The sequence below is a fragment of the Bacilliculturomica massiliensis genome, from assembly GCF_900605495.1.
Lineage (GTDB): Bacteria > Bacillota > Clostridia > Peptostreptococcales > Anaerovoracaceae > Bacilliculturomica > Bacilliculturomica massiliensis.
The window spans coordinates 514,385-540,796 of the sequence record NZ_LR027603.1; the positions used below are offsets into that span (position 1 = coordinate 514,385).

The following is a 26,412-nucleotide window of genomic DNA, read 5'->3' on the forward strand; positions in this document are numbered from 1 at the left end:
AAGGAGGAGAGGAAACTCCATGAAATCCATTCAAACCAAGTTTATAGCACTCATACTGAGCTGTGTGCTGCTTTCCTCCGTGGTGATCGGAGGAGCCGGCGTTCGCATTGCTCATACGGTGGTGGACCGGGATTCCGCCCAGATCATGAATCTGCTCTGCAGCGAAAAAGCCTGCGAGCTGGACGCCCTGTTTTCCCGGATCGAGCAGTCGGTGAAAACGCTGGCGCTTTATACTGCGGATCACATGGAGAGTCTGGAACGGTTGAAAACAGACGAGGCCTATATGCAAGAGTACACGTCGGATCTGAAGTCCGTGGCCGTTACCGCGGCCAACAATACCGACGGGGCGCTGGCGGTCTACGTCCGGTTCAATCCGGACTTCACCTCGCCTACTTCCGGCCTTTTCTGGAGCAGGACCACGCGCAACGGCAGCTTTCAGGAGCTGACGCCCACGGATTTCTCCACCTACAGCCCCTCTGACTCGGAGCATGTGGGCTGGTACTATATCCCGGTGAACAACGGCGCTGCCACGTGGATGGCGCCTTATTTCAATCAAAACATCGGCGTTGAGATGGTCTCCTACGTCATCCCCATCTACAAGGACAACGAGACGGCAGGGGTAGTGGGAATGGATATTGATTTCAGCATCATCGAGGATGTGGTAAACGGCACCCGGGTCTACGACAGCGGATACGCTTTTCTGGCGGATTCAGAGGGCCAGGTGGTATGCCACAGGGAGATACCCATGGGAACGCCCATGGCAAACGTGGACGCAAGCCTTATCCCGGTGGCCGCCGAGCTGGAAAACGGGACTACGGGCAGCAGTCTGTTCAGCTATAGCTGGAAGGGAAAAAAGAAGGAACTGTCCTTTCGAACCCTGCGAAATGAGATGCATCTGGCTGTCACTGCGCCTGTCTCAGAGATCGACGCGGCGAGAAACAGTCTGATCCTGCACATTCTCACGGCGCTGGCGCTGATCTCGGCCTTGTCCGTAGCGCTGACGGTGCTGTTCACGCGCCGTCTCATCCGGCCCCTGAAGGAACTCAATGAGGCGGCGAAGAAAATTGCAGAAGGCGATCTCAGCGTGACCATCAGCAATCAGACGAAAGACGAGGTGGGCACTCTGGCGGACAGCTTCCAGAAGACAGTAGACAGCCTGCAGAAATACATCACTTATATCAACGGGCTGGCCTATCGGGATCCTTTGACCGGCGTGAAGAATAAGACCGCTTATCTGGAGGCTGAACGGCAGATGGAAGAGCGGATGCGCACGGGTCAGCCGGAATTCGCCGTGGTAGTGATGGATATCAACGGCCTGAAAAAGGTGAACGATACCTGCGGTCACGATTTCGGCGATATCCTGATCATGAACGCCTGCAAACTGATCTGCAGGACCTTTAAACGCAGCGCCGTCTATCGGGTGGGCGGAGACGAATTCGTAGTCATTCTGGAAAACTCCGATCTGGAGCATTACGCCGAACTGCTGGAGGCCTTTTCCCGGGAGATCGAAGAAAGCTGCAGCGCCGGGGGCAGCGACGCGCTGTCCATCGCCCGGGGCATCGCCATCTATGACAGAGAGACAGATCTGGTGTTCGCCAACGTGTTTAAGCGGGCCGACGACGCCATGTACCAGAATAAAGCGGCGATGAAGGCTCAGCGGAAAGGAACGGTATGAATCAAGGGACAAAAAGGACAATAAGAAGACGGTCGGTCAGCCTTCTGTTGTGCCTGTGCATGGCGCTGACCCTGCCGGCGAGCTTATCGTTCGCGGAGGAGAATGTTGTGACCGGCGTGATTTCAGGAAACGCAACGTGGGGCGATGTGACGCTGGCCGGGGACATCGCGCTGGACCCCGGCGTCACCGTTCGACTGGCGGGGACGGTGACCGTCAGCGGGGCCGTGACGCTGCGCGGAGGTACGCTGATCCGAGAGACGGGCAACGAGAAAATTTTGTTTTCCATCGAAAGAAACGGCAGCCTGATCCTTGAAAACGTCACTTTGGACGGAGGCGGTGAGAAGAACGGCGGTCTGTGGAGCGGCCAGGGCGGAAACAGTATTCTGGCTGTGAAGGCCGGCGGCGTGCTGACGCTGAACAATGGAGCGGTGGTGGGCAACCACTTTGCCCCCTCGGGCATGACGCTGGGCGGCTTTGATTCCGGAGCGGCGGTCCACGTCTATAAAGGCGGCACGCTGACCATGAACGATGGAAGCGCGCTTCAAAATGGACGCAATGAGGCCGGCGGATGGGGCGCGGGCGTCAGCAACTGGGGTGACTTCTCCATGAATGGCGGCGCGATCTCGGGATTCACGGCGGAGGCCACGTATACGTCGGTGGGCCCTATCGGTGAAACAAAAACGGTGACCGGAGGAGACGGCGGCGGTGTGTTTAACGCCGGTTACTTCGCCATGCGCGGAGGAGAGATTTTCGGAAACGCTGCGGCGGAGTTCGGCGGCGGCGTGGCAAATTATGCTGTTGGAAATTCCCCTGCCTTCGATCTATATGACGGCGCCCAGATCAGGGGAAATATCATTACCGCCGGCGCCCTTAGCATCGTGGGCGGCGGAGGCGTATACAGCAATAAAGGAGCCGTTTTTACCATGCACGGCGGCAGGATCGCGGACAATAATATGGCGTCCATAGCCACCGGAGGATATGATGTCTATGGGGGCGGCGGCATTTTCCTGCATGACGGGAAGTTCACAATGGAAGGCGGCGCGGTCTCCGGCAATCACGCGGAGGAATATGGCGGCGGCATATTTGTTTACGGCAGAAATGCGGAGACGGAGATCAAGGGCGGGACCATTTCCAGAAACAACGCTGAAAAGTATGGCGGCGGCATTCATGATTATCTGGGCGCAGTCACCCTGGATCCGCAGACCGACGGCGATCTGGTGATCTCCGGCAACAGCGCATCGAACGGCGGCGGCCTGTGTGTTGAGGCAGGCGCGGTTGCCATGAACGGCGGCGCTGTCACCGCAAATACCGCCGCGGGAACCTCTGGGGGCGGCGTGCTTATTACGGGAGGAACTTTCACCATGAACGGCGGAACAGTGTCCAAAAACGCGGCCGCCCAGGGCGGCGGGATCTGCCATTACGGAGGGGATTTCGTCCTGAGCGGCGGCGCTGTCGCTCAGAATAATGCTGATTACGGCGACGGCGTTGTGACCCGTGCGCCTTCCAAACTGCTGGGCGGAGCGATCTCCGACAACAGTGCGGCCCTGTCCGGCAGTAATGTGTACGTGGCCGCATCCTGTTATATCGGAGGCGGTATTCAGGCCCCCTCAGGGCTGTACATTGCCAGAAACAAGGGCCTCGTGGTTCTCGATCCCCTGACCTCGGAGGCGGCGCTGGGCGTGATCCTGGAGGCCCCGCCCACAGTCCCGGGGGAGAAGGTGCGGGTGGCGGTGAATTCTGTAAACGACGGCAGACTGACGGCCGGCGATCTGGCCCGTTTTACCTATGACGGCAGATCCTGTGCCCTTGGACTGGACGGCGGCGACGGCAAAATTTACGCCTATGTTTCCGCGACCCAGCCTGCCGTCCGCATTGACTACGAAAGGGAAACGCTGCTGGATCTGCCTGATTCCGGCACCTATACCATCGACGGGGTGGAATATACAGCGGGCAGCGGCGGCCCCTCCGGGATCGAGACGGGCTGGTTTGGAACGACGCTGAAGATCGTCAGGAAAGGCGGAGGAGCGGTGCTGGACAGCCAGCCGCAGTATCTGACCGTCCCGGAACGGCCTGCGGCGCCCTCACTGACCGTGACCCACGGCAGCCGTGCGGACTGGAAGGACGGCCGGATCTCCGGCGTGGCGGATAACATGGAGTACAGCGCCGACGGCGGCGCCACCTGGAAAGACGTGCCGTCGGACGAGCTGAGCGGGCTGGGCGCAGGCAGTTATCTGGCGCGGGTCAAGGCCAGCAACGCCGATGAGAACTTCCGTTCCGCCACTGCGTCCGCCGTGATCTATACCGCTCCCTACGCCGTGACCGACGTGCCCCTTGGCATTACTTCTTCCTCTGCGATCCTGGGGGGAAGGGTCCTCAAGGGAACGGAGAACTACACAGCCTCTTTCCGCTACTGTGCAGCGGGAACGAATCGCTGGGTGGATGTGGCTGGAGATGGAACGGTCCATTCTGGAGATATCTCCTTTGGATCCACTACGATCTCCGGACTGACGCCGAACACCGAGTATGAAGTCTGCCTCACCGCCGAGGCTGAGTCCGGCGGTCTCAGCCACAGCGCCCGCATCTTCTTCCGCACGTCACCCTCCAGCCAGCCATCGGGCGGCAGGATCGACGCGGAGGTGACGGGGAGCACATCGCCGCAGAGCGTGACGGTTTCCGTCCAGCTGGGCGATACGGTGCTGGCCAGCGCTTCTGGAGAGGTATCGGACGGAGCGCCGTTTCGAACCTTCTTCCCCGGTCTTCCCGACGGAGTGTACAGTGTAGTCTGCGTCAGCGGCCACTTCATCGAGACCCGCAGCGTGACCGTGGAGAAGGGCGTCGTCTCAGAAAATCCTGAGTTTACCATTCCCTCAGGGATCATCAACACCGTGCTGAAGCAGGTGGGCGACGAGACGCCTCCGGCGGCGGTTCGGGGACTGCCGGAATTGGTCACGGACGATGATAAAAGGGCTGCGGCGAAAGGCATTGAGATCGAATATAAGTTGACCATAGCGAAAAACGATGAAGGAAGCGCGGCCGGAGCAGCTGATTTGAAACTTCTGGCGGCAAAAGAGGGAAAGTCAGAAAAACTGTATTATCTGGATATCACTCTGACAAGGACCACCGTCGCCACAGACAGAGCGGTGGAAGTGAAAGCGATAACCGATGGGAGCCTGATCCTGGAGATAGCGTTTCCCGTTCCGAAGGAATTGTCCGGCAGGAAAAATATCGTTGTGATCCGCCATCACGATGGAACCGCGGCCACGCTGGCGGCTTTTGACAGCCGCCAGCCGGGGAAGGTCTTCCCCGGCGAGGGCTTCTTTGTGGATAGCGGCATGGGATATGCGTTTATCTATGCAAAGAAATTTTCAACCTATGCGCTGGCATATGAGGAAGCGCCGCCCATAGGCGGCAACGGTTCCCACGGCGGCTCATCGGGCGGTTCCGCCCGCTATACGCTGACCTATGTATTAAACGGAGGGACAGGCGTTTCCAATGAACAGTACAACGGCGGCACGACGGTGCAGCTGGGCAAAACGCCTGTGCGGGAAGGCTGGGTCTTCACCGGCTGGTTTGCCGACGAGGGACTGACGGAGAAGATCAGTGAAATCACCATGACCTCGGGCAAAACCATTTACGCGGGCTGGCGGCGTGCCGGTCTGCCCGCCGTGCCGGAAATGCTCAACGGAGAGGAACATTTCGCTTACATGTCCGGCTATCCTGACGGTACGGTGCGTCCGGAAGCTCCGATCGCGCGGATGGAAGTGGCCATGATCTTCTATCGTCTGCTGCGGGACGATGTGCGCGATCAGTACGAAACGACGCACAATGATTTTTCCGACGTGAGCCCTTCGGACTGGTATGGCAAAGCGGTGTCCACTCTGGCCAATATGGGCGTGCTCTCCGGACGTGGCGGCGGAACTTTCAGCCCTGATTCGCCCATCACCCGGGCGGAGTTTGCAGCGGTGGCGGCGAAGTTTTGCGACGAGTATTACTCGGGCGCCGATGCGTTCTCCGATATAGGGGGACATTGGGCGAGACGCCAGATCAATCTGGCCGCGTCCGCCGGTTGGATCAGCGGGCTTGGGGACGGAACTTTCGCTCCGGAGCGGCATATCACCCGGGCGGAGGCGGTCACCCTGATCAACCGCATGCTGATGCGCCTGCCCCAGACGCCGGAGGCTCTGCTCGACGGCATGCGGACGTGGCCGGATAATCAGGATACGGAAAAGTGGTACTATCTTGCCGTTCAGGAGGCCACAAACGGCCACGGTTACAGTCGTGATGAGGACGGCCTTTATGAGCGGTGGACGAAATTGTACTGATATTCCGGCGAAAGTCCGCAGCCCGAATGGAGATAAAAAACAGGACTGCACACAAGCCGGAATGAAATATAAAATAGTGAGTTTCTGAGCCGTCTGATCTGACAAGCCGGGCTCCGCACGGGGCCCGCGGAATATCATTCATGTATGAGTAACAGGAAACTGAGCCTCAATAAAAACGTCCGGAAGATCTTTCTGATAGCAAAGAGATTCCGGATGTTTTTATTTGTCACAGGTTCATTTCATTTTCAGGAGCTTTATTGTTTCCGTTCAGTTTGTTAAAATGGCCGCGTGGCCGCAGAATTTAACAGAAAAGATTTTTTTAGATTTTAACAAGATGTGTTAAAATGAATGGAAATTGACGATTTTCCCGGGGCTTGATATAATACCATATCAACGATCCGGGGGGCCGGGGGCGTCGCGCGGGGGTCCCTTTCCACGGGGCGCACACGAAATATAAATGAGACAGAAGATCAATACAATAGAAAAGTACGTAAAAACAGGAGAAAACACATATGAATCGAATTCCGGAATTATTGGCGCCGGTGGGTGGACCGCGGCAGCTTCGGGCCGCTGTGGAGAACGGGGCGGACGCCGTCTACATGGGAGGCAGGCTGTTCAATGCCAGAATGAACGCGGACAATTTTACGGAGGAATCTATGGCGGAGGCTGTGGAATACGCTCACATGCGGGGCGTGGATATCCACGTGACCATGAACACGCTGCTGCGGGACGACGAGCTGCCGGCGGCCGTTGAGCAGGCCGCGAAGCTGTACGAGGCAGGGGCCGACGCCTTTATCATTCAGGATCTGGGCTTCGCGGCTCTGCTGCGAAAGCATTTCCCGGAGATGACGCTGCACTTGAGCACTCAGGGCACGATCTACAATCTGTCGGGTGTGAGACAGGCGGCGGAGCTGGGCTTTTCCCGGGTGGTTCTGGCCAGAGAACTGTCGCTGGAGGAGATACGCGCCGTCACGGCGGGGGCCGGCGTGGAGATCGAGGTCTTCGTACACGGCGCGCTCTGCATGTGTTATTCCGGTCAGTGCCAGATGAGCCGGATCATCGGGGGACGCAGCGGGAACCGGGGGGAGTGCGCCCAGCCCTGCCGGCTGGCCTATGAGATATACCGGCAGGAGGCCGGACTCTCCGTTTCCGCTGACAGCGCCGGCGCGTTTCGGGCGGAATGCGCCGGCCGGCCGGCGGAGCCCTGGGGACTTCGAAAGATGGGCGAGGGATATCTGCTCAGTCCCAGGGATATCTGCACGGTGGATCATCTGGGCCAGCTGTCGGAGGCAGGGGTGGCGTCGCTGAAGATCGAGGGCAGGATGAAATCACCGGAGTACGTGGCCGTGGTGACCGGGATCTACCGCAGATATCTGGATGAATACGCCCGAAACGGAGCATACCGGGTGTCGGAGGAAGATCGTCTGGCCCTGCATCAGATCTTCAGCCGCGGCGCCTTCACTGCCGGTTATCTGACGGGCAATCCGGGAAAAGATCTGCTGTCCGGCGATCTGCCCAAGCATCAGGGCGTGCGCATCGGAAAGGTGGTCTCCTATCATCCCGGAAAGCGGACCGCCGTGGTGCGTATCGACAAAACGGGGCGGGAGGCCGGAAAGGGAACTGCAGGAAAAGGCGAGGCCGCCGTTCTTTCCATCGGCGACGGCGTGGAGATCCGCAGCGCCGAGCTGACCGGCAACGTCATCACCTATATAAAAGGAAACGAGATCGGATACCTGACCGGACGGATCGAGCCCGGCGACGCCGTCTACAAGATCACGGACAAGGCGCTCATGGAAAAGGCCCGGGCCAGTTACGAGATGAAAAGCGGAAGCGAACAGAAAAATTCGCGCAAACGCGATATATTAATGAAGCTGTACGCGAGACCGGGTGAACATGTGGCGCTGACCGCGTGGGACGCGGAGCCTGCCGCAGGGACGGAAGGGGACGGGAAGGCCGGCGGCGAGGAAGGGAAAGCGGGCAATGCAGCGGCGGACAGAAACGAGACCGCTGCGGCGGCGGAAGCGCGGTCCGAAGCGAAGGCTGAGCCTGCGCTGAACCGGCCCCTGGATCGGGAGACCGTTTTGAAGCAGTTGGAGAAAACAGGCGGGACGCCTTTCCGGTTGGCCGGTCTAGAGCTGGATCTGGGTACGGAGCCGGTGTCTGTCCGTCTCTCCGTGCTGAACGAACTCAGAAGGAGCGTGTTGGAGGAGCTGGAGCGTCGGCTGAACCGCCAGGCACGGACCGGCCGCCGCCTGGCAGAAGAGCGGGTGTCCCAGGCCGTTGCCGCTGCCGCCCCGGGGAAAGCAGCGGAGCTTTCGCGCCCATGGGACTCCCCGGACGGGTCGGCCCCCATGGATCCACCGCAGCCGCGGCGGATCCCGAAGATATGCTATTATTTATTTGAGGCCGGCGTGGAGATGCTGGAGCTGGCGAAGACGGCGGAACGGGAGATACCGGGATGGGGCCGTCTGCCCGTGAGCCGGTATTATCTGCCCTACGAGATGTTTCTGGATCCCGAAGCCGCGGATGTTCTGGAAGAACTGCGGAGAGCGGGGAAGGAGACCGTTCCCTTCATTCCGGCGGTCACTCGGGGGCGGGAGGACGCGTTTATAGAGGAGAATCGGGAGAAAATCGTGGGCATCGCCCTTCAGTACGGCATATCTGTGGGAAATCCTGCGCACATTCGGATCTTCGCAGAGACCGGCGCCAGGGTGTACGGCGATTTTGGACTGAATTTTTATAATAGGGCCGATCTGAGGCTTGGGGCGGAGCTGGGATTGGCGGGAACAGTCCTTTCCAACGAGACGCTGACAGGAGCCGGAGCCGCCGGCGCGGAACGGAGCCGCAGCAGATCCGGCAGCCCGGGTTTTGACGGACAAAAGGGTTTTGACTACGCGGCGGCCGGAAAAGAAGCCCGGGATCTGGGCATGGAACTGGAGGCCGCAGCCGGAGGCTGGATCCCGCTCATGATCAGCGCTCACTGCCCGGTGGGAGATGTGGGAAAAGGCTGCGGCCGCTTCCGCTCCCTGGCCGGTCAGACCAGAGCGGCCAGGGCTGAGGCCCATGGAGATGGGGAGGACTTTTTCTGCGGCGAAAAGGACAGTTTTGCGCCAAAAAAGGACCGTTTCTACATGGAAAAGGGTCTATGCGACGCCGGACGGTATTACCTGAGAGACAGGAAAAGCCAGTTTTATCCGATTCTGACAAGGAAGAGGGATTGCCAGGTGTTAATATTTCGAGATAAAGATATAAACGATAGGGAAATTACTGGCGAAATCGCATCATCTGGGTTAGCAAACCTTAGATTTTACGGAATTGACAAAAAAATATTTTGCGAAGCCCCATAAACTTGATATTTTTGGACGTCCGTACTATAATAGACCCGTATGTATGTGTTCGTTTTGCTGTGAAAACGGCTGACATAATGAACCAACCATAGTTAGGTATACAAATACTTTCGGCCGGCAGAGGCATACACGAAAGCGTCTCTGCGCGCGGATATGTTCCGGCCGGCTGACAGTGGGTATATCGGTAGAGTCTAAATGTTAAAAGGAGAGAGTAACATGGGCAAAAAAATGAAAACCATGGATGGAAACAGTGCTGCGGGATATATATCCTATGCGTTTACGGACGTAGCGGCAATCTATCCGATTACACCTTCTTCCCCGATGGCGGAGGTTGTGGACGACATGGCTGCACATGGCGAGAAGAATCTTTTCGGCCAGGAAGTCAGAGTTGTCGAGATGCAGTCTGAGGCCGGCGCGGCGGGTACCGTCCACGGATCTCTGGCGGCCGGCGCCCTGACCACCACGTACACGGCGTCTCAGGGTCTTCTTCTGATGATTCCGAATATGTACAAGATCGCCGGCGAATTGCTGCCCGGCGTGTTCCATGTGTCCGCGAGAGCCCTGGCGACTCACGCTCTGTCTATTTTCGGCGATCACTCCGACGTAATGGCCACCAGACAGACCGGTTTCGCGCTGCTGTGCTCCAACTCCGTTCAGGAAGTAATGGATCTGGGCGCGGTCGCTCACCTGTGCGCGATCAAGGGAAGAGTGCCTTTCCTCCACTTCTTCGACGGTTTCAGAACATCTCACGAGATCCAGAAGATCGAACTGATCGACCACGAAGATCTGAGATCCATCATCGACATGGAAGCGGTTCAGAAATTCAGAGACAACGCCCTGAATCCGGAGCATCCGGTCATCAGAGGTACGGCTCAGAATCCGGATATCTTCTTCCAGGCTAAAGAAGCCAGCAATACCTATTACAATAATCTGCCGGCGATCGTCGACGAGTATATGCAGAAAGTCGCCAAGATCACCGGAAGAGAGCATAAACTGTTCGAGTACGTGGGAGCTCCCGACGCTGAGAATATCATCGTCGCCATGGGTTCCGTCTGCGAGACCATCGAAGAGACGATGAACGTTCTGATGGCTCAGGGCGAGAAGGTCGGCCTGATCAAGGTCAGACTTTACAGACCGTGGGCTCCGGAATACCTGAAGGCAGTCATGCCCAAGACGGTAAAGAAGATCGCGGTTCTGGACAGAACGAAAGAGCCGGGCGCTCAGGGCGATCCGCTCTACATGGACATCAAGACTATGTACTACGACGAGGAGAACGCGCCCAAGATCTACGGCGGAAGATACGGCCTGGGTTCCAAGGACACCACGCCGGGACAGATCGTCGCTGTGTTCAATAATCTGAAGGAAGCGTCCCCGAAGAATCAGTTCACCATCGGTATCGTGGACGACGTGACCGACAGCTCCCTGCCCACCGTGGACATCGCCACCGAGCCGGAAGGCACCGTTAGATGCAAGTTCTGGGGTCTGGGTTCCGACGGAACCGTAGGCGCCAACAAGCAGGCGATCAAGATCATCGGAGACAAGACCGACATGTACGCGCAGGGCTACTTCGCTTATGACTCCAAGAAGTCCGGCGGCGTCACCATTTCTCACCTGAGATTCGGAAAGAACAAGATCCAGTCCACTTACCTGATCACAGAGGCTGACTTCGTGGCCTGCCACAATCAGGCTTACGTACATCAGTACAATCTGGTGAAGGGTCTGAAGAAGGGCGGAAACTTCGTTCTGAACTGCATCTGGAACGACGAGCAGCTGGATGCAAACCTGCCTGCTTACATGAAGCGCTACATCGCTAAGAATGATATCAACTTCTACACCATCGATGCTACGAAGGTTGCGGAAGAGATCGGCCTGGGCAACAGGATCAACATGATCATGCAGTCCGCTTTCTTCAAACTGGCCAATGTTATTCCAGTAGAAGACGCGGTGAACTATCTGAAGGAGTCCATCGTCAAGACCTACGGCAAGAAGGGCGAGAAGATCGTCAAGATGAATCAGGATGCTGTAGATCAGGGCGTAAACGGCCTGCACAAGGTAGAAGTTCCCGCTTCCTGGGCGGATGCAGTGGACAAGGACGGCGGAAAGAAAGAGCTGCCTGAGTTTATCGCAGAGGTACTGGTACCGATGAACAGACAGGAAGGCGACGATCTGCCGGTGAGCACCTTCAAGGATATCGCTGACGGAACATTCCCCTCCGGAACTGCCGCTTTCGAGAAGAGAGGCGTTGCAGTGAACGTTCCGGAATGGATCCCGGAGAACTGTATCCAGTGTAATCAGTGCTCCTTCGTATGTCCCCATGCTACCATCAGACCGATCCTGGTGAACAAGGACGAAAAGGCTGCGGCTCCCGCCGGCTTCAATACCATTAAGGCCACCGGCAAGGGATTTGAGGAATATGAATTCAGAATGCAGGTCTCCCCGCTGGATTGTCTGGGCTGCGGAAACTGTGCGGATATTTGTCCGTCCAAGAACAAGGCTCTGGTCATGAAGCCGCTGTCCACACAGGAAGCGGAGGCGGAGAATTGGGAATATGCCATGAAGATGCCGATCAGAGACGATCTGACCTCCAAGACATCCGTAAAGGGCAGCCAGTTTGCCAAGCCGTATATCGAGTTCTCCGGCGCCTGCGCAGGCTGCGGCGAGACTCCGTATATCAAGCTGGTCACTCAGCTGTTCGGCGACAGAATGATGATCGCCAACGCTACGGGATGTTCCTCCATCTGGGGCGGATCCGCTCCGTCCATGCCGTACTGCAAGGACGAGAACGGCAGAGGTCCCTCCTGGGCCAACTCCCTGTTCGAGGACAACGCGGAATACGGTCTGGGCATGGCCACCGGCGTAAAGCAGATGAGAGAGAAACTCAAGTCTTCTATGGAAGCTCTGATCGAGAAGAATCTCTCCGCTGACCTGAACGCTGCTCTGGAAGCATGGATCGCCGGAATGAATGACGGTGAGAAGTCCAGAGAGCTGTCCGACGCCGTGGTTGCCGCTATCGAGGCGACTACCTTCGGATGCGCGGAGTGCAAGGCTCTGGCTGACGAGATCATGGCCAAGAAAGACTTCCTGGTGAAGAAGTCCGTCTGGTGTCTGGGCGGAGACGGCTGGTCCTACGACATCGGTTACGGCGGCGTAGATCACGTGCTGGCTTCCGGTGAAGACATCAACATTCTGGTATTTGATACGGAGGTATACTCCAACACCGGCGGACAGTCCTCCAAGGCTACCCCCACCGCTGCCATCGCCAAGTTTGCCGCTTCCGGCAAGAAGATCAAGAAAAAGGATCTGGGCATGATGGCCATGAGCTATGGCTACGTTTATGTGGCACAGTGCGGTATGGGCGCAGACAAGAACCAGTTCATGAAGGCTGTTGTGGAAGCTGAAAAGTATCACGGACCTTCCCTGATCATCTGCTATGCACCCTGCATCAACCACGGTATGAAGAAGGGCATGGGCAAAACTCAGGAGAACACGAAGGACGCTGTTGCATGCGGCTACTGGCAGCTGTACAGATACAATCCGGAGCTGAAGGAACAGGGCAAGAATCCGTTCACGCTGGATTCCAAGGAGCCCACCGAGAGCTTCAGAGACTTTATCATGGATCAGGTGAGATACAACTCCCTGGCCAAGGAATTCCCGGAAACGGCAGAAGAGCTGTTCCAGATGGCCGAGCAGAATGCGAAGGACAGACTGGAAGGCTACAAGAAGCTGGCTCAGGGCTAGTCTCTGCACATTCACGGAAACCGCGCGCCGCGGCCAGCGGCCCGGCGCGCCCAATATAAGATCCCTTCACGGAAGGGTCCGGGAAAGAGCAGTATTTACCGATGAGAAACGGCTTGATATGACATCATATCAAGCCGTTTTTAGATCAGGATCGCGGGCCTGAAGAGAAAAGGAGTATACGTTTATGAAATATCTCAAACAATTGCTGATCATTTTCCTGGCGACCTGTATCGGCGAGATGATGAGATTCTTTATTCCGCTGCCCATTCCGGCCGGCATCTACGGCATGGTGATCATGCTGCTTGCGCTGATCACGGGGATCGTCAAGCTGGAAAACGTGAAAGAGACTGGAGAATTTTTGATCGAGATCATGCCGGTAATGTTTATCCCTCCGGCCGTAGGGCTCATCGACACGTGGGGACTGTTGTCGGACATATTTGTTCCCGTGATCGTGATCACGGTGATATCCACCTTTGTGGTCATGATCGTGACGGGAAAACTCACGGATCTCCTGCTCTCCAGGTCGAAAGGCGGTGCGGATATTGAATGATATTATACTGAGTTCCGCCACCATAGGGGTGGTCATCAGTCTGCTTGCCTATGAACTGGGAGCCTGGATGAAGAAGAAGTTCCGGTCCGGGATCTTTAACCCACTGATGATATCCATCGTGCTGACGATCATTTTTCTTCTGGCTTTTGGCATCGAATATGAAAATTACAATGCCGGTGCAAAATATCTGAGTTACCTGCTGACACCGGCTACGGTAAGTCTTTCGATCCCGCTGTACATGAAGCTGGATCTGCTGAAAAAACATCTTTGGGCTATTCTGGGAGGCATCCTGTCCGGCGTTCTCTCCGGTATGGTGTGCATTCTGGCTTTGGCCGCGGCGTTCGGACTGTCTCATGAGCAGTATGTGACCCTGCTTCCCAAATCCATCACGACGGCGATCGGGATCGGTATCGCGGAAGAGTACGGCGGCGTGGCGGCGATCACCGTGGCGGTGATCATCATCACCGGCGTGCTGGGAAATATGACAGCGGAGTTTGTCTGCAGGACCTTTGGCATCAAATACGCCGTTTCCAGAGGCCTGGCCATCGGCACCGCGTCCCACGCCATCGGCACCGGCAAAGCCATTGAGATGGGAGAGACGGAAGGCGCCATGAGCGGCCTGGCCATCGCCGTGGCCGGTTTGATGACGGTAGCGGCCGCAGGGGTCTTTTCCGCGTTTTTATAGTATTTTGTGATACGGAAAAGACCGCCTCATTCTAAGGCGATCTTTACAACTTAAGGTACGATATATGGAGGGTCATTCCGTCATGCCTTCCGGGGCGGACACAGTGGGAAGGCTGCTCAGATTGTTGTTCTGCGACCCGTCCGGTATGGACTTCAGGTACTCGGTCTCTCCGCGGTGAGCGATGCCCACGCCGGAAATGCCTCCCTGTCTGGCCAGAGAAATACATTCATCCTTTGTCAGGATCGTGTTGTCGGACAGCCGGTAGCCGGCGATGCGGCCGCTTTTTCTCACCAGTCCCGTGATCGTCCGGGCATTGCCGTCGGGCGTGGGAATGACGTCCAGCGTATTCTGGGCGAGAGCGGAATTCAAAATATTGTTGTTTTCCATAAGAGTTCTCCTCGCATAATCTCATATGCTCTTCTGTTCTGGATGTATTTTATAAGTTTGATCTCACTTGTCGAAGCAAGTTTATTTTGCGCGGCTGTCTTTATATTATTAAGGTATATTTTTCATAACACAGAAATTTTAGCTGCGATGTTTTCAAACAGGTCCCCGGCAAGAAAAATATAAAAAGCGAGGTTGAAATGTCTTATTTTCTTTTTCGCCTCACTCCTGTATAATGATATAAGATAAGCGGCGGAAACTCGCGGCGGGCACGGCCTGAGCCGCCTGGGGAAAGAGAACAAGGGAGAAAAGTATGAGCTATAAAAAAGAATTTATTGAATTCATGGTACGCTCCGGTGTGCTGACGTTCGGGGACTTTACCACTAAGAGCGGGAGAAAAACACCGTATTTTGTGAACACGGGAAATTATAAAACAGGAGCGCAGGCGGCCAGGCTGGGCAGTTTTTACGCACGCTGCATTGAGGAAAACATCGGGCAGGGAAAGATCAGCGGCCAGGTTACGGCGCTCTTCGGCCCGGCGTACAAAGGGATTCCGCTGGCGGTGGCGGCGTCCATCGCTCTGGCCACGGAGCACGGCAGAAACGTGAATTATTGTTTCAACAGAAAGGAAGCGAAGGACCACGGCGAGGGAGGCACCATGGTGGGCTACAAGCTGCAGGACGGCGATCGGGTGCTGATCACCGAGGACGTCATTACGGCCGGAACGGCGGTACGGGAGTGTTTTCCCATACTGAAAGCTGCGGCCGACGTGACGGTGGAGGGACTGATCATCTCCGTGGACCGCATGGAACGCGGCCAGGGAGAGCTCACAGCGATCCAGGAGATCGAGAAAGAATTCGGGATCAAGACCTACCCCATCGTCACCGTACGCGAGATCATCGACGCGATCCACAATGTTCCCATCGACGGGAAGATCGTCATCGACGATGAAATGAGGGCAAAGATGGAGGCTTATCTGCAGCAGTACTGCGTAAAATAGGGGCCGGCGCGCCGTCCGGCTTACCGGGAAGTCTTGCATGTGCATGAATAGGCAGGGATAAGCAGGGATATGCAGAGACAAGCAGGGATAGGCAGGGATAAGCAGAGATATGCGGGCCTGAACTGAAGACGTGACAGAATAAAAAAAACTCTTTTCGCCAAAGCTATTTTAAGGAAAACAGCCGGTGAAAGGAGTTTTTTTATGAAGGAAACGGAGCAGGAAAGAAAGAGATCGTTTTTTGAGGAGGCGACGGCGTTCATGAAGCGGTACTTACCCGTGGATAAGAGCTTCGATGTGATCGAACGCGTCGTTGAGGTGGGAGGCCGCGCCACACATCTTTATTTCATAGATGGATTTATAAAGGATGAGCTGATGCAGCGGATCCTGACGGATTTCTTTAAGACCGCGCCGGCGGACATGGACAACATGCCCGCGGCAGGGGATTTCAGCAGGCTGAAGATACCTTACGTTGAAGTAGCGTTGGAGCCTGAACCAAAGAAGGCGGCGGATGCGGTGCTGTCAGGTCAGACAGCCATGCTGATCCAGGGTTATGAAGAGGTCATACTCATGGATCTGCGGACCTACCCCACCCGCGGGGTGGAGGAACCGGAGAAAGAAAAGACGCTGCGCGGTTCCAGGGACGGACTGGTGGAGACCATCGTGTTCAATACCGCGCTCATCCGCCGGCGTGTGCGCGATTCCGCCCTCATCTTCGACATGCATTCTGTGGGGAAGGTATCCAGGACAGACGTCTGTATCGGCTATATGGAGGGATTGGTGGATGAAAAGCTGGTGAAACAGCTGAAGGAGCAGCTGTCAAAACTGGATATGAAGAGCCTCACTGTGGGGGACCAGAGTCTGGTGGAAGCGCTGGGGTCGCTGCAGCAGGGGCGGAAAAGGAACCGCTCGGCAGGAAGCTTCTGGAATCCATTTCCCAAAGTGCGCTACACGGAACGGCCCGACGTTGTAGCCGCCCATTTGACGGAAGGAAAATTTGTTATTCTGGTGGACAACAGTCCCACAGCCATGATCCTGCCCACAGGGCTTTTCGATTTTCTTCAGGATGTGGACGATTATTATTTTCCCATCGTGACGGGCAACTATTTCCGGTTCATCCGCAATATCACCATGCTGGTGACAGCCTTTATCACGCCGGTCTATCTGATGATCGCCATGGGCGATATTCCGCTTCCTGACGGGCTTTTGTTCATCCTGCCGCAGGAAGCGTACAACATCCCACTGTTCTGGCAGTTCCTGCTGCTGGAACTGGCCGTGGACGGGCTGAAACTGGCATCGCTGAATACGCCCAGTGCGCTGGGCATGTCCCTTTCCGTCATCGGCGCGCTGATCCTGGGAGACTTCTCCGTCACCGCAGGGTGGTTTATACCTCAGTCGATCCTGCTCATGGCCACAGTGGCGCTGGCGGGCTTTTCCCAGCCCAGCATCGAATTGAACTACGCGATCAAATTCATGCGCATGGGAATGCTGGTGGGCGTAGCCGCAGGCGGAAGTCTGGGATTTGCGGCGGCGGTGCTGCTGGAACTCGTCATGCTGTGCACGACCAAAACGATAACTGGGACTTCGTACCTGTACCCGCTGATCCCGTGGAACTGGACAAAGCTGAAAGGGCTGATTTTCCGGACCAGGTAAGGGCCGAAGGGGGATATCAGTGCGAAAAGGGATGGAACAGGCGGTGGAGTTTTGCAGGGCGCATGGTGCCGGTCTGCTATCGGGGTGGAGAAGGGCCGTGGCGGGTGTATGGCGCCGGTCCGCGTCTGGGGGGAGTTGGTGTGGGCCGGCAGCGCCGATCCGCGTCGGGGGCTTGGTGTGGGCCGACAGCGGTGTGGGGCCGACAGCCGGTCCGCATCGGGGCGGCTGTGAGAGCGGTTCATGGCGCAGGTCGGACATGAAGGTTTATGGCGCCGGTCGGAGTGTGGGCCGGGGATCGGTCGGGCATCGGTCGGGCATCGGTCGGGCATCGGTCGTTGAACGTCTAATGGGTGAAAACAGTAAAAAAAATCAAATTTCACCTATATTTCAGCGAAAACAGGTGGGATTATCCAATAAATTACAGCAAAATAGGTGAAAAGCATTTAAATAATGTTTTTTCACCTATTTTTGTGCCTTATTTATGCGAAACAAAGAAAAAATATGATATTTCACCCATCACTGGCTGAGGTTGCCGCAGCAGGCTTGTACTGTGGCTCAAAGAAAATGGGAGAGCTGCAATTACTATTTGCAGCTCTCCCATCGTAAGACCGGATGTCTCTATATTGATCTGCTGCAAAACACAGTGTCAAGGTAGTCATTTGTTTTGAGGATGTCATTATGAGAACCCTGTGTTTTGCAGCGGTATGGCTGTTATATTTGATCCGTTTCCGCAGATGCCGAACCGCCGGCCGTCGGCGGTTCTGACGGAACAGCCGACGGAGATGGAACCCGCGGCAGCAACAGAACCCGCGGCAGCAACAGAACCCGCGGCAGCCGTGGAACGGCCGAAGACGAACAGCTGCAGCCGCGAAACGACCCACAGAGACGGAACCTCCGCCGGCCGTGGAATGCCCGGCAGCTGTGAAACGCCCGCCAGCAACAGAACCCGCGGCAGCAACAGAACCCGCGGCAGCCGTGGAACGGCCGAAGACGAACAGCTGCAGCCACGGAACGACCCACAGAGACGGAACCTCCGCCGGCCGTGGAATGCCCGGCAGCCGGGGATCAAAGGCGGCGATTCACGGGATACAGCCGGCGCCTAGGCCAGCTCGGCAAGCCCTTTGAACACGGTGACTGCGGTCTCGATGATCTCATCGCGGAAGTCAAACTCCACCGTGTGCACCTGCGGATAGTCCTCGCCGTTTCCTATGAAGCAGATCGCGCCTCTGGTCTGTTTGAGATAGTGGCCAAAGTCTTCCGATCCGCGGAAGGGTTCTTCCATGATAATGCTCTTGATCCCCTGTTGTTCGCAGACCTTCAGGATCTCGTCCACGCTCTGCTGGTCGTTCGAGGTCATGGGGAAGCAGTCGCAGTAGGAGAAGCTGCACTTGAGTCCGTACAGTTCTGCCTGATGCCGGGCGATCTCTTCCAGATTCTGCTGAAGCCGGTCCAGTTCATCCTCGTATACGGCGCGGATGGTGAGCAGCAGGTCGCCGTTGCTGGCGGATACGCCGAAGGCGCGCTCTCCCACGTCGATCTGGATCACCGTGCAGAGTACCATACCTTTATTGTTTTCCGGGGAGGTCAGCTCCGGGATGGCGTCCACCAGCTTGGCGATAGCGAAAGCGGGATTGACGCCGAACTCGGGCTGGCTGGCGTGTGTGGGAACGCCCTCCATGTGGATGGTCATGCCGCGGGAAGCGCAGTTGGTGGTACCTACGCGCAGGTTGACTGATTTGAATTCCATGCCGCTCATGTTGTGGAAGGCATAGATAGCGGAGATATTGTTCTCTTTGATGAATACGGCGGCCTGCTCCGCTCCGTCGCCTGTCTCTTCTGCGTGCTGGAACAGGAAATAGATATTTTTGTCTGCGCCTGTTTCGTTGATCTCCAACGCGAAGCAGGCCAGACTGGCGCTGTGTCCGTCGTGGCCGCATTTATGGCCTACGCCGGGGAACTGGGACTGATAGGGCGCGTCGATCTCATCGGCGATGGGAACGGCGTCGAAATCAGCGCGGAAAGCGATGCTGTCTTTGTTTTCTCCCGCGCGGTAGACAGCGTAGAACCACAGACCGCGGTCCACGATCTCCAGGGTGGTGTGCTCCTTGAGAAAATCGATCAGATGCTGTTTGGTCCAGCTCTCATGGTTGGACAGTTCAGGATGCCGGTGCAGCTCGTGGCGGAGCTGCGTGGCCAATTCAAGATGTTTTCGATTCATAACGCTATTATCCTTTTCTGAAGCTTCAATTCTGTAATGCAATTCCTTGCATACGTTCCGATCAATGCATATGTGTTAAATGCAGATATGTTTTTCCACATGCGTTCAGCCTGCATGTGCCAGGTCACATTGCCAGGTCACATTGCCAGGTCACATTGCCAGGTCACATTGCCAGGTCACATTGCCAAGTCACATTGCCAGGTCCACATGCGCTAGGTCTACATTGCCAGGTCCACATGCGTTCCACTCTAATACTTTGTGTTTACATACAATGCGTACACATATGCTCCATTTACATACACTCCGCTGGCTGCAGGCCAGCGTTCCGCTTACCTCGATGTTTTGACCCCGTTGACGATCTGCGCTTTGTCGTATTCTCCATTCAGGAAGTGAAGGACGTTCTGCGCCGCTTCGATCCGGCCGTCCCGGACGGATTCCTGAGAGAACCAGGCAATGTGGGGCGTCAGGATCACGTCGTCTCTGCTGGCAAAGGGGTGGTTGGTAATGTCCGGGAATTCCGCTTCCACTACATCCGCCGCGTAATAACGGATCTTGCCGGAATCCAGAGCGTCGATCACGGCCTCTTCGTCCACCAGGGAGCCGCGGGCGGAATTGATGAAGATGGTGTTGCCCTTTAGCATGTCGAGGTGTTTCTTATTCATTATTTTGACCGTGTCGTCGTTCAGGGGCAGATGGATACTCACGATATCCGCAGTGGACAGAACTTCTTCCATGCTCACCAGCTCTGCTCCCAGTTCCGCAGCGGTCTGAGGGCTCACATAGGGATCGTAGGCGATGACTCTGGGGCCGAAGGGCTTCAGTCTCTGCGTGATCAGCCGCGGAATGTTGCCGAAACCCAGGAGACCTACGGTCTGCGATCCAAAACGCCGCATTTCGGGGAAGAGATCGTACTGCCACTGCTTGTCGATATGTACGCTGTTGTTGAACTGCTGGATCCTGCGGTTCAGGCTCAGCATGGTTCCCACTGCGTAGTCGGCCACCTCCTGCGTACAGTATTTGGAAATATGAGAAACAGCCACGCCTTTTTCGCGGGCGTAATCCACGTCGGCGAAGTTGAAGCCGATAGTCTTGAAAGCCACCAGTTTCAGATTGGGGAGACTGTCCAGGACCCGCTTTGTGATGGGATCGTATCCGATAATGATCGCATCGGCATCCTGACAGTTTTTGATGACCTGATCTTCATCCTGATTACATTCCCGAAGCTCGACGTCGGCTACTCCTTTCAGGACTTCCTGTTCTAATGTGACGCCCTCTTGAAACGTAAAAGTTCTGACTACTTTGTACATGATACTCAATCCTCCGTTTTCTTTAAAAACTAAAAAGCACCCGTTTACTTCCGGTACTTTGCCTAATACGCAAATTCAGTGCCAACGTCAAAATAAAAGGATCCGCTGTTTTTTCTTACATTATATTAACACGTTTGTCGGGAAAACGGCCTGCGGACGTGAACAGCTGATCGTCGTTTCGATCGTAAAATGATGCAATAATTTTACCCGCGGGTAAAGCAGGATTTTATCGCGGCGGCCGCCTTTGTGAAAACTACAGGATTTCCAGTTAATGGACAAATGCGCAGTCAATTTTTTACCCGCCGTAAAATGCTGTTTTACGGCGGCGGATGGGTCTGTTACGGAGAAAGAACTGCGGCATGGACCACGGAAACCTTTCCGGCAGAGAAATTAAAAAATTTGAAACCATTTGAATTCTCACTGTGGGCGCACTTTTTACGTGATTTTTTTCGGTGATAAAATCCGCGATGGCACGGAACATGCGTTAAGGAAAATTGCCAGTGAGGGCGGGGCGTCATCCCGCACCGCAGAGCGATAAGCGATGATAGAAGAATCAGGAGGAAGATAAGATGAGAGAATTTTTAAGCGAGAGACTGACGGGCGGAGTAAAGGTAAAGGGATTGTTTGAAATTTATGCAATGGCGTTAGAAAGACAGCGTCAGGGCCAGGATGTGATTCATATGGAGATCGGCAGGCCGGATTTCGACACACCGGTCAGGATCAAAGAGAAGGCGAAGGAAGCGCTGGATCAAGGTCTTGTCTTCTACTCTGAGCCGGCGGGTCTTCTGGAGCTGAGAAAAGCGATCACCGACCACACGGAAAAGCAGCTTGGGCTTAAATATAATCCCAGTACACAGGCCATCGTGACGGTGGGAGCCAGCGAAGCGCTGGATCTGATCTGGGAAGCCTTTTTAGATCCTGAGGATGAGGTTATTCTCCCCAGCCCCTACTACGGAGCCTACAGTTTTCAGCTCGAATATCAAGGGAAAAAATATGTAAAAGTACCTATCCTGAAAGAGGGAGGCAAGGTAGAATATCGTAGGGAGGATTTTGAAGCGGCCGTCACGCCGAATACCAAAATGATCCTGATCAACTCCCCCAACAATCCCACAGGGTATGTCATGACGCCGGATGAGATCAAAATGATCGCGGACTTTGCCAAAGAACACGATCTTCTGGTAGTCACAGACGACTGTTACGACCAGTTTGTATTTGAAGGCGAGTATCTGAACATCGCTACGCTGCCGGGAATGAAGGAACGGACGCTGATCGTCAATTCCACGTCAAAGGCTTATGCCATGACCGGATGGCGCGTAGGATATGTGCTTGGAAATCCCGAATACATTGATGCGCTGGTAAGGATCCACGGGCAGACGGCCGTTTGTCCCACCGTGTTTGCGCAGGCGGGAGCCATCAGCGCTTATACGGAGGAGCTTCCGGAGACAGAGATCATGCTAGAAGCGTTTAAAGAGAGAAAACAGTATATTGCGGAATTCCTCAGGACCATCGACGGGATCAGCTATGTTGAACCAAAAGGAGCGTTTTACATCTTCATGGATATCAGCATCCTGAACATGGAGGGAGCGGACTTCTGCGAGGAGCTGATCAAGTCCAAGGGGGTCACCTTGTCTCCGGGAAATAATTTTGGTCTGGAGTGGGGACCCTATGTGCGGATCTCCTATGCCAGCTCTATGGAGGATATCAAGGAAGCCATGGTCAGGATCCGCGACTTTATTGCGGAGAAGCGCGCCAAATAACTGTTGACATAAAGAAGAGAAATCAGAGAGGTTGATAGATATGTCAAATAAAGTACGCAAGGGTATCAACGTACCCCATGTTTATGTCATCCTGTTTATGGTAATGGTCATCGTGACGATCCTGTCGTTCATCGTGCCCAGCGGAGAATATATCCGCTCTGTCGGTGAGAACGGGCAGACCTTTGTGGACCCGGACAGCTTTAAATACATAGAACCTGTAGAGCAGATCACGCTGGTTTCGTTCTTCCAGGCGTTTTACGAGGGTATGATCAAGGCCTCCAGTGTAATTTTCATTCTGCTGATCTGCGCCGGGCCGCTGGAACTGCTGGACTATTCCGGCGCCATTGAGGGAGGGATCAACAAGCTGGTAGGCGCCATGCGGGGAAAAGAAGCGCTGCTTCCCCCCGCGCTGACCATCGTTTTCACGATCCTGGGCATGATCGGTTTCCAGGAGGGAGCACTGCCGTTCTATCCGCTGGCTGTGGCCATGGTAGTGGCCCTGGGTTACGACCGGGTCGCAGGCGTGGGAACAGCTGCCTTGGGGATCGCGGCCGGATTTACAGGGGGCGCGCTGAATCTTTTCACCACAGGTATCTCTCAGCAGATCATCGGACTGCCGCTGTATTCCGGCCTGGGCTTCCGTATGATCGGAGTGGCGGTATTCGGAGGTCTGGCGGCTGCCTATGTCCATTTCTACTGCGCAAAGATCAAAAAGGACCCGACCAAGAGCGTCATTGCCGCGGAATATATGGAGCAGCTGGAAAAGCAAAAAGAACCGGATGACGGCAGCGAGAAAACACAACTGACAGGCATGCGCGTCTTATGCCTTCTGGGACTTTTGGCAACCATCGTACTGCAGGGCTACGGCTCCATCAATCTGGGATGGGGAATGCCGGAGATCTCTGCCATGTGGATGATGCTCACCTTTTTTATCATCATCGTATTTCGCATCGGACCCAGCCAGGCGTGTCTTATTTTCGCCAAGGGCGCGCAGAAGATGCTGCCCGCCGCGCTGACGCTGGGCGTGGCCAACGCAGTCATGGTGCTGATGGAAAAAGCGCAGATCATCGATACGGCGATCCATGCGCTGGTTCAGGGATTCGACGGAAAAAGCCCGGTCATTATCGTGCTGATCCTCTATCTCGCAATCATATTCTTCAATTCATTCGTAACCACCGGAAGCGGAAAAGCGATGATCCTGATGCCGATCCTGGCGCCTTTTGCGCAGATCATCAACATTCCCAAACAGGTAGTGGTACTGATCTTCCAGTACGGCGACGGACCCACCAATTACTTTTTCCCCACATCCGGCGTGCTGATGGCAGGACTCAGTATGTGCGGAGTCGATTACAAGGCGTGGGCTAAATTCAGCTGGAAGATCATACTTCTCATACAGACGGCGGGATTCATTCTGCTGATCGCGTCTTTGAAAGTCTTCGCTTAAATAAGCTGACATCATCAAGACATATAATAGATCTTTTCCATGAAATGCAAAATGTCCTGCCGAAAACGGCGGGACATTTTGCTGTCGCTGATCAGAAATTGATCTTCAGATCGTATTTCTTTATTTTATGATTGAGCAGCTGCTTTGAGATGTGCAGCCGGTCTGCCAGATGGACCATAGAATCGCAGCCTCTGGCCCGGGACAGAATATACTCTTTTTCAAAATTGTCCACAGCTTCCCGCAGAGGAAGATCGCCGTCCGGTGAATGTCCCTGCTCATCCTCGCCGTCCCAATAGGGGGACTCCTCGCCGTCCAGAAGTTTTTCTTCCCATATGTAATCGGGCAGATCTTCCGGCATGATAATAGGGCCTTCGGCGAAGTTGAACGCTGTCTCCATGACGTTTTTCAGCTCGCGGATATTGCCGGGCCAGTCGTATTTATTCAGAAGGCTGAGTATCTGCGGACTCACGTCCTGAATATTTCGTCCCATTTTGCGGTTGTATTCGCCGATAAAATATTTGATCAGAAGGGGAAGGTCCTCCATCCGTTCCGACAGGGCGGGCAGGCGCAGCTGCAGTGTGGAAAGACGGTAATACAGGTCCCGGCGCAGGAGTCCCTTGGCCAGGCATACCTTGGGCGGCTGATTGGTAGCGGAGATAATGCGCACATCTACGCGGACAGGTGTTTTTCCGCCCAGCCGGACGATGGTCTGGTCTTCCAGCACTCGAAGGATCTTTGACTGCAGCGCGATGTCCATGGAGTTGACCTCGTCCAGAAAAACCGTGCCGCCGTCGGCCTGTTCGAAAATACCGGGGCTGTCCGTAGCTCCGGTGAAGCTGCCCTTAGTGGTTCCGAAAAAAAGACTTTCGAGCAGAGTAGCGGGAATAGCTGCGCAGTTCTGCACGATAAAGGGCTTGTGGTTGCGTTTGCTGTGGCTGTGAATGGACTGGGCCACCAGCTCTTTGCCCGTACCTGTCTGCCCTACGATCATCACGTTGGATGAGGTTTCCGAGATCTTGAGGATATTGGACTTCAGCCGCTGAATGCTGGGGGATTCGCCGACGATGTCGTTGACCGTTGACAGCTTGCCGGCTTTGACGCCCAGCAGGGGGGCGATGCCGGGCGGTACCTCGATGCAGTTGGTGGCGTGATTGTTATTGATCGCCTGGGAAGCTGAGACCGCGCCGATGATCTGACCTTCCTTTTTCACAGGATAGACGGTGTTTACCGTCCACAGCTCCTCGCCGTTGTAGAAACGCAGCTTCATCAGTTTATTGATGCTGAATTCGCCGTATCGCAGCGCGCGGTAAAGGGGCGAAGTATCCAGATCGTAGTCCAGAAATATCTCTTCCAGCTTTTTTCCGACGGTTTCAGACTCCTTTATTTTCAGCTTGGAACCGGGAAACATCTTGTGAAATATCACCCGGCCTTCCGTATCTATAAAAATAAGACCGTCCATGAAGTTTTCAAGCACGGAAATCTCATCAAAAAACGTTTTTTGCATGTCTGTACCTCCGACGATATTTTACGCTCATGGATCCGGAACCCGATCGGCGGCTTCTGAAATGCAGCGGCCGGTACTTTTCATTGTAACCTGTTTTATAGAAATGTTCAATTGCCAAAATGGGACGGCATATGCCAAAAAACAGAAAAGGCGCCTGCCGCGGCACGCTGTCCGCTGGGCGCCTTTTCTGTTTTTTTGACTGCTTAATTGTGGAAATCGACGAATTTGATGCTGTAGAAATCGCAGGCGATGACTTCGCGGGTGGCCAGATCCTGTAAAAGGATGTAGTTCAGCCCCACGCCGATCAGCGTGCCGGTGCGCATTTCTGTGGAATTGCTTCCGATCAGGAACTGGACATCGCAGTTTCTGCCGATCTGGGTACGCAGAAAACCGTTCAGATACTGCAGACTGTCGTAGCTCAGAACTTCCTGATACTCCGGCGGCAGAAGGGGATTGGAGGGTACGGAAAAGAGAGGGGCCTCGGGGATCACCTCCGGCATCAGGGGATTTCCGGGCGTCATGGGAACCGTCGGGTTGACGCGTGCGGGCTGGTTGATGGATTCGGTCGTATTGTCGTAATTGGGGCTGTTGCCGCCGGTCTGACTGCTTTCGTTCCGCTGGTTCGGCGCGGCGGGAACTGTGGGAGCTGTGGGAGCTGTGGGAGCCGGCGGGTCGTAGGGGACTGCAGGGACCGCCGGCGCAGTGGGCACAGGCATGATCGGATTGATGGGGGAGTTGGGCATGATCACGTCGGGCATGGAGGGCATGGGTCTCTCCATCTTTCGGAATTGCGGTGCATAACCGCTGCATTTGCTAAACATAAAGAACCTC

At 55.4% G+C, this 26,412-nt stretch carries 16 protein-coding genes; 11 read left to right on the forward strand and 5 right to left on the reverse strand.

Annotated features, from left to right (window positions below; all coding sequences use genetic code 11):
* Positions 1 to 19: 19 nt before the first annotated feature.
* The 6 genes from E0E37_RS11825 to E0E37_RS11850 all read left to right on the forward strand — a co-directional run bounded on the left by E0E37_RS11825 (position 20) and on the right by E0E37_RS11850 (position 14,317).
* Positions 20 to 1,675: a sensor domain-containing diguanylate cyclase gene (locus E0E37_RS11825; protein WP_130863239.1), complete on the forward strand. Its 1,656-nt coding sequence runs from the start codon at positions 20 to 22 to the stop codon at positions 1,673 to 1,675.
* Entirely contained in the window at positions 1,672 to 5,997 is a 4,326-nt protein-coding gene (locus E0E37_RS11830) for an S-layer homology domain-containing protein (RefSeq protein ID WP_130863240.1), read from the forward strand. The genes E0E37_RS11825 and E0E37_RS11830 overlap by 4 nt, the downstream gene beginning before the upstream one ends.
* A gap of 512 nt (positions 5,998 to 6,509) precedes the next feature.
* Positions 6,510 to 9,344, forward strand: a complete 2,835-nt coding sequence (locus E0E37_RS11835; RefSeq protein ID WP_130863241.1) for a peptidase U32 family protein — start codon at positions 6,510 to 6,512, stop codon at positions 9,342 to 9,344.
* Positions 9,345 to 9,560: 216 nt separating this feature from the next.
* A complete protein-coding gene (gene nifJ / locus E0E37_RS11840) occupies positions 9,561 to 13,082 on the forward strand; it encodes a pyruvate:ferredoxin (flavodoxin) oxidoreductase (protein WP_130863242.1) in 3,522 nt (1,173 codons plus the stop codon).
* Between the two features lie 184 nt (positions 13,083 to 13,266).
* A complete protein-coding gene (locus E0E37_RS11845; RefSeq protein WP_130863243.1) occupies positions 13,267 to 13,632 on the forward strand; it encodes a CidA/LrgA family protein in 366 nt (121 codons plus the stop codon).
* Positions 13,625 to 14,317, forward strand: coding sequence for an LrgB family protein (locus E0E37_RS11850; RefSeq protein ID WP_207302964.1), 693 nt, complete (start codon positions 13,625 to 13,627; stop codon positions 14,315 to 14,317). Before E0E37_RS11845 ends, E0E37_RS11850 begins: the two co-directional genes overlap by 8 nt.
* Positions 14,318 to 14,389: 72 nt before the next feature.
* Here E0E37_RS11850 and E0E37_RS11855 read toward each other — a convergent pair whose 3' ends face one another.
* Positions 14,390 to 14,704 (reverse strand): DUF3892 domain-containing protein, encoded by a 315-nt coding sequence (locus E0E37_RS11855; protein ID WP_130863244.1) that lies wholly within the window; start codon positions 14,702 to 14,704, stop codon positions 14,390 to 14,392.
* A 310-nt stretch (positions 14,705 to 15,014) separates the two neighbouring features.
* Here E0E37_RS11855 and pyrE point away from each other — a divergent pair, with 310 nt between their 5' ends.
* Positions 15,015 to 15,701: an orotate phosphoribosyltransferase gene (pyrE, locus tag E0E37_RS11860; RefSeq protein WP_130863245.1), complete on the forward strand. Its 687-nt coding sequence runs from the start codon at positions 15,015 to 15,017 to the stop codon at positions 15,699 to 15,701.
* 201 nt (positions 15,702 to 15,902) lie between these two features.
* A complete protein-coding gene (locus tag E0E37_RS11865) occupies positions 15,903 to 17,351 on the forward strand; it encodes a spore germination protein (RefSeq protein ID WP_330548577.1) in 1,449 nt (482 codons plus the stop codon).
* A 1,099-nt stretch (positions 17,352 to 18,450) separates the two neighbouring features.
* Here E0E37_RS11865 and E0E37_RS11870 read toward each other — a convergent pair.
* The gene (locus E0E37_RS11870; RefSeq protein WP_130863246.1) at positions 18,451 to 19,569 is read right to left on the reverse strand and encodes a M20 metallopeptidase family protein; all 1,119 of its coding nucleotides are present in this window, start codon (positions 19,567 to 19,569) and stop codon (positions 18,451 to 18,453) included.
* Between the two features lie 329 nt (positions 19,570 to 19,898).
* Positions 19,899 to 20,876, reverse strand: a complete 978-nt coding sequence (locus E0E37_RS11875) for a C-terminal binding protein (RefSeq protein WP_130863247.1) — start codon at positions 20,874 to 20,876, stop codon at positions 19,899 to 19,901.
* 246 nt (positions 20,877 to 21,122) lie between these two features.
* Here E0E37_RS11875 and E0E37_RS11880 point away from each other — a divergent pair, with 246 nt between their 5' ends.
* From E0E37_RS11880 to E0E37_RS11890, 3 genes are all read left to right on the forward strand, one after another.
* Positions 21,123 to 21,332: a hypothetical protein gene (locus E0E37_RS11880; RefSeq protein WP_130863248.1), complete on the forward strand. Its 210-nt coding sequence runs from the start codon at positions 21,123 to 21,125 to the stop codon at positions 21,330 to 21,332.
* A gap of 113 nt (positions 21,333 to 21,445) precedes the next feature.
* A complete protein-coding gene (locus tag E0E37_RS11885) occupies positions 21,446 to 22,633 on the forward strand; it encodes a pyridoxal phosphate-dependent aminotransferase (RefSeq protein WP_130863249.1) in 1,188 nt (395 codons plus the stop codon).
* Between the two features lie 40 nt (positions 22,634 to 22,673).
* A complete protein-coding gene (locus E0E37_RS11890) occupies positions 22,674 to 24,077 on the forward strand; it encodes a YfcC family protein (RefSeq protein WP_130863250.1) in 1,404 nt (467 codons plus the stop codon).
* 91 nt (positions 24,078 to 24,168) lie between these two features.
* Here the strand turns inward: E0E37_RS11890 and E0E37_RS11895 are convergent, their stop codons facing one another.
* Positions 24,169 to 25,581, reverse strand: a complete 1,413-nt coding sequence (locus E0E37_RS11895) for a sigma-54 interaction domain-containing protein (protein WP_130863251.1) — start codon at positions 25,579 to 25,581, stop codon at positions 24,169 to 24,171.
* A 203-nt stretch (positions 25,582 to 25,784) separates the two neighbouring features.
* Positions 25,785 to 26,402 carry a hypothetical protein gene (locus E0E37_RS11900; RefSeq protein WP_130863252.1) on the reverse strand — a complete coding sequence of 206 codons (618 nt, stop codon included), beginning with the start codon at positions 26,400 to 26,402 and terminating at the stop codon, positions 25,785 to 25,787.
* Between the last annotated feature and the right edge of the window lie 10 nt (positions 26,403 to 26,412).

Coding starts and splice junctions, on each gene's coding strand:
- E0E37_RS11825 (WP_130863239.1), top strand. CDS start 20: ATGAAATCCATTCAAACCAAGTTTATAGCACTCATACTGAGCTGTGTG.
- E0E37_RS11830 (WP_130863240.1), top strand. CDS start 1,672: ATGAATCAAGGGACAAAAAGGACAATAAGAAGACGGTCGGTCAGCCTT.
- E0E37_RS11835 (WP_130863241.1), top strand. CDS start 6,510: ATGAATCGAATTCCGGAATTATTGGCGCCGGTGGGTGGACCGCGGCAG.
- nifJ (WP_130863242.1), top strand. CDS start 9,561: ATGGGCAAAAAAATGAAAACCATGGATGGAAACAGTGCTGCGGGATAT.
- E0E37_RS11845 (WP_130863243.1), top strand. CDS start 13,267: ATGAAATATCTCAAACAATTGCTGATCATTTTCCTGGCGACCTGTATC.
- E0E37_RS11855 (WP_130863244.1), bottom strand. CDS start 14,704: ATGGAAAACAACAATATTTTGAATTCCGCTCTCGCCCAGAATACGCTG.
- pyrE (WP_130863245.1), top strand. CDS start 15,015: ATGAGCTATAAAAAAGAATTTATTGAATTCATGGTACGCTCCGGTGTG.
- E0E37_RS11865 (WP_330548577.1), top strand. CDS start 15,903: ATGAAGGAAACGGAGCAGGAAAGAAAGAGATCGTTTTTTGAGGAGGCG.
- E0E37_RS11870 (WP_130863246.1), bottom strand. CDS start 19,569: ATGAATCGAAAACATCTTGAATTGGCCACGCAGCTCCGCCACGAGCTG.
- E0E37_RS11875 (WP_130863247.1), bottom strand. CDS start 20,876: ATGTACAAAGTAGTCAGAACTTTTACGTTTCAAGAGGGCGTCACATTA.
- E0E37_RS11885 (WP_130863249.1), top strand. CDS start 21,446: ATGAGAGAATTTTTAAGCGAGAGACTGACGGGCGGAGTAAAGGTAAAG.
- E0E37_RS11890 (WP_130863250.1), top strand. CDS start 22,674: ATGTCAAATAAAGTACGCAAGGGTATCAACGTACCCCATGTTTATGTC.
- E0E37_RS11895 (WP_130863251.1), bottom strand. CDS start 25,581: ATGCAAAAAACGTTTTTTGATGAGATTTCCGTGCTTGAAAACTTCATG.
- E0E37_RS11900 (WP_130863252.1), bottom strand. CDS start 26,402: ATGTTTAGCAAATGCAGCGGTTATGCACCGCAATTCCGAAAGATGGAG.